The following is a 3501-nucleotide window of genomic DNA, read 5'->3' as shown; positions in this document are numbered from 1 at the left end:
TCTTTTTTCGGATAAAAAAGATCAGCCAAATATAACGCAACAAAGTTCCCCATCTTCTTCACTGGGCGATTATGACGTGAAGATGAAAAATGATCGCTTAAAGCAGAATATTGTGGGAGCTGATTATTACACTCTTGCCCTTTCGTGGTCGCCGGCATTTTGCCAAAAACAAAGACGCAATAATAACGGCAAAGTACCGCAACATCTGAAATATCAGTGTGATGGCTCACAGGAATTTGGTTGGGTGATTCACGGTTTATGGCCACAGAGTGGAAATGCCAGTCGGATTGAAGATCACCCTCGTTATTGTCAAGGCGATTTGCCAAAGGTAGAAGAAGAAACGATTAAAAAATATCTTCCGGAATCGCCGGGTGCAACACTTTTACAAGGTGAGTGGGAAAAGCACGGAGCTTGTGCATTCCATCAAGCTGATGCTTATTTTGCTAAACAGAAATCCCTCTTTAATGAACTTACATTGCCTGACGTTGATATGTCAAAATCTGAGCTATTTAAATGGGTGAGAGCGAATAATCCGCAGCTTAAGGGTGTTTATTTAGGTGGTGGAAAAGATGAGCTTTATATCTGCTATGATAAATCTTGGCAGCCAATGGATTGCCCTCGTTAATGTCTGATTTTCGCCAACTGAAAATGCAGGTTCAACGCCAGTTAAAGCGTGATTTAGAGCGTGCAAATAGTTACTTCAACAAAACTTTTACCCCACCAACTGTGAATTATAACGTGCGTGGGGTAAAAGCAGGTGTTGCTTATTTGGAACGCAATGAGGTGAGATTCAACCCTGTGTTGTTACAAGAAAATGAGCAGGCGTTTATAAGCCAAGTTGTGCCGCACGAGCTTGCTCATATTTTGGTTTATCAACACTTTGGGCGGGTTCAATCACACGGCAAAGAGTGGAAAATGATGATGGAAACCGTACTCGGCGTGCCAGCAGAAATTTATCACTGTTTTAGCACACAAAGCGTTCAACGACAATTTACCTACCAATGCAGTTGTCAAACCCATCAACTTTCTCTTCGCCGACACAATGCAGTAATGCGTGATAAACGAAGTTATATTTGCCGTCTGTGTAAAGCTCCGCTTCACTTTGTGGAGTGAACGTTAAAATAATGTTGCAATTTAGCTAGACATTCTTTTTTTACTCCCTACAATGCACCTTAGTTTCAATTTTTAATTTAGTTAATTTTCGGAGCATTTTATGGAAACTATCATCATTGTCGGCGGTGGGGCAGGTGGCTTAGAGCTTGCAACCTACCTTGGACGCAAATTAGGACGTAAACAAAAGGCAAAAGTGATTTTAATTGATCGCAATGCTACACACTTGTGGAAACCGTTATTACACGAAGTTGCCACAGGCACGCTAGATGAAGGGGTTGATGCATTAAGTTACCGTGCACACGCCAAAAATCACGGCTTTGAATTTCAACAAGGCACATTAGTTGCGGTTGATAGAGAAAATAAATCAGTCTCTCTTGCACCTATTTACAATGCACAAAACCAATTATTAGTAAAAGAGCGTAATATCAGTTACGATAAATTAGTGATTGCAATTGGCAGTAAATCCAATGATTTCGGAACGAAGGGCGTGGCGGAACACTGTATTTTCCTAGACGGTTCAGAGCAAGCAAAAGATTTCCAAAAACGTATGATGGAACTGTTTTTACAATTCTCCCACAGTGAAGATAAAGATGTAAAAATTGCGATTGTAGGCGGTGGAGCAACAGGCATTGAGCTTTCTGCCGAGCTTTATCATATTGTGAGAAACTTAAATTCTTATGGTTTTGGTAAGTTAAACCGTGCCAGTTTAAAAGTTACCTTAATTGAAGCTGGTCCTCGCTTAATTCCTGCTTTGCCGGAAAGAATTTCAATTGCAGCATTCCAAGAGTTGAAAAAAGCTGGGGTGGAAGTGCGTTTAGGCACAATGATTACGGAAGCTCGTGAAGATGGCTTGATGACACGTTTAGGTGAAAAAATTGAAGCCGATATTATGGTTTGGGCGGCAGGTGTGAAAGCTCCGGATATTACGCGTGAATTTGGCTTTGAAACCAACCGTTTGAACCAAATTCAGGTTAAAGATACCTTGCAAGCGACCGTTGATGATGCGGTTTTTGTGATTGGTGATTGTGCTGCCTTAATGCAAGATGGAAAACCTATTCCACCGCGAGCTCAAGCAGCCCATCAAATGGCAACCTTATGTGGTAAAAACATTGTTGCTTTACTTGAAGGAAAAGAGCTGAAGCCATTTAGATTTAATGACAAAGGCTCGTTACTTTCATTCTCGAAATTTGGCACAGTTGGCAATTTAATGGGGAATTTAGTCAGTGGCGATATGTTTATTGAAGGCAAAATTGCTCGATTTGCATATCTTTCGCTATATCGAATGCATCAAGTTGCATTACACGGTTGTTTTAAAACAGGGTTGATTGTTTTAGTGGGGCAGATTAACCGCTTCCTACGTCCAACAATGAAATTACACTAAGAAAAAATCCGCATCACTGATGCGGATTTTCGTTTACAAGCGGTTATTTTCTTTAAAAATTTTGCAAAGGTTATTTCGCCAATTTGATTTCAGCTAACCATTTATCTACCAAGCGTTTTCCTTCTTCGCTTGAACCTGCTTTTTTATAATCAATTTCAACAAACTCAAGGGCATCCGCTTTGGTTGATTGAGGTGCTACTTCGGCATTTACATTAGTTGGCGTTTGGTAAACGCCGTGTTTTTTCCACGGAATTTCTTGGGCTTCTTTGGAAAGTACCCAGTCCATAAATAGCTTTGCATTTTCAAGGTTACGAGCGTTTTTCAAAATACTCACGCCACCTAACGCATAACCCACTTTGCCTTCAGGAATAACCGCTTCAACCGGTGCTCCTTTCTCCTTTTCAGTGGCATAGCTATGTACAAAACCGACAGTTACTGCACTTTCCCCTCGAGCCAGATTACTGGTTACTAATGCACTTTTGACATATTGTGAAATATTCGCATTCAATTTTTTCAAGTAATCAAAGGTTTTTTCTTCGTCCCACAGCGTGGAAAGAGTGGTCATTAACGTATAAGTTGTGCCAGAGCTGCGAGGGTCAGGTAGTTGGACTTCACCTTGCAGACGAGGGTCAAGTAAATCGTCCCATTTTTTTGGCATTTCAACCCCAAGCTTGGCTAATTTTTCCGTATTTACGCCAAATCCAAGCACTAACATATAGACAATGGAAGTAAATTTGCCTTGCTCGCTTTCCACTAAGGATTTAAATTGCGGCAAAATTTCCACTTGTTTTGACGAGCGATATTCTTCTAATAAACCTAATTCACCAGCTTGAAAATGCGGCTCAATAGTGCCTCCATACCAAATATCCGCTTGTGGATTTGAGGCTTCAGCTTTTACTTTACCCAAAATCGTGCCTGTTACACCGTGAATAAGTTACGTTTCAACATTATATTGTTGAGAAAATTGTTTGGTCATATCTTCACAAACATTGTTTTGTACCGAGCAA

3 protein-coding genes and 1 pseudogene are annotated in these 3501 nt (G+C 40.6%); 3 read left to right on the top strand and 1 reads right to left on the bottom strand.

What is annotated here, in order from left to right:
* From ACJHV0_RS00180 to ACJHV0_RS00170, 3 genes are all read left to right on the top strand, one after another.
* Positions 1–625, top strand: a 625-nt coding sequence (locus tag ACJHV0_RS00180; RefSeq protein WP_483133041.1) for a ribonuclease T2 family protein, incomplete at its 5' end; no start/stop codon positions are given.
* Entirely contained in the window at positions 625–1113 is a 489-nt protein-coding gene (locus ACJHV0_RS00175) for a SprT family zinc-dependent metalloprotease (RefSeq protein ID WP_483133040.1), read from the top strand. The genes ACJHV0_RS00180 and ACJHV0_RS00175, both read left to right, overlap by 1 nt.
* A gap of 100 nt (positions 1114–1213) precedes the next feature.
* Positions 1214–2494 (top strand): NAD(P)/FAD-dependent oxidoreductase, encoded by a 1281-nt coding sequence (locus ACJHV0_RS00170; protein WP_483133039.1) that lies wholly within the window; start codon positions 1214–1216, stop codon positions 2492–2494.
* 70 nt (positions 2495–2564) lie between these two features.
* On the opposite strand, the pseudogene ACJHV0_RS00165 reads toward ACJHV0_RS00170, so the two are convergent.
* A pseudogene (locus ACJHV0_RS00165) lies at positions 2565–3501 on the bottom strand (ABC transporter substrate-binding protein); the annotation flags it as partial.

The organism is Mannheimia sp., from assembly GCF_056854775.1.
Note: the sequence above shows the minus strand (reverse complement) of the source record. Positions and strands in the feature narration are given on the sequence as shown.

What these genes read in the sequence shown, in the direction of transcription:
- ACJHV0_RS00175 (WP_483133040.1), top strand. Translation starts at nt 625, where the DNA reads ATGTCTGATTTTCGCCAACTGAAAATGCAGGTTCAACGCCAGTTAAAG.
- ACJHV0_RS00170 (WP_483133039.1), top strand. Translation starts at nt 1,214, where the DNA reads ATGGAAACTATCATCATTGTCGGCGGTGGGGCAGGTGGCTTAGAGCTT.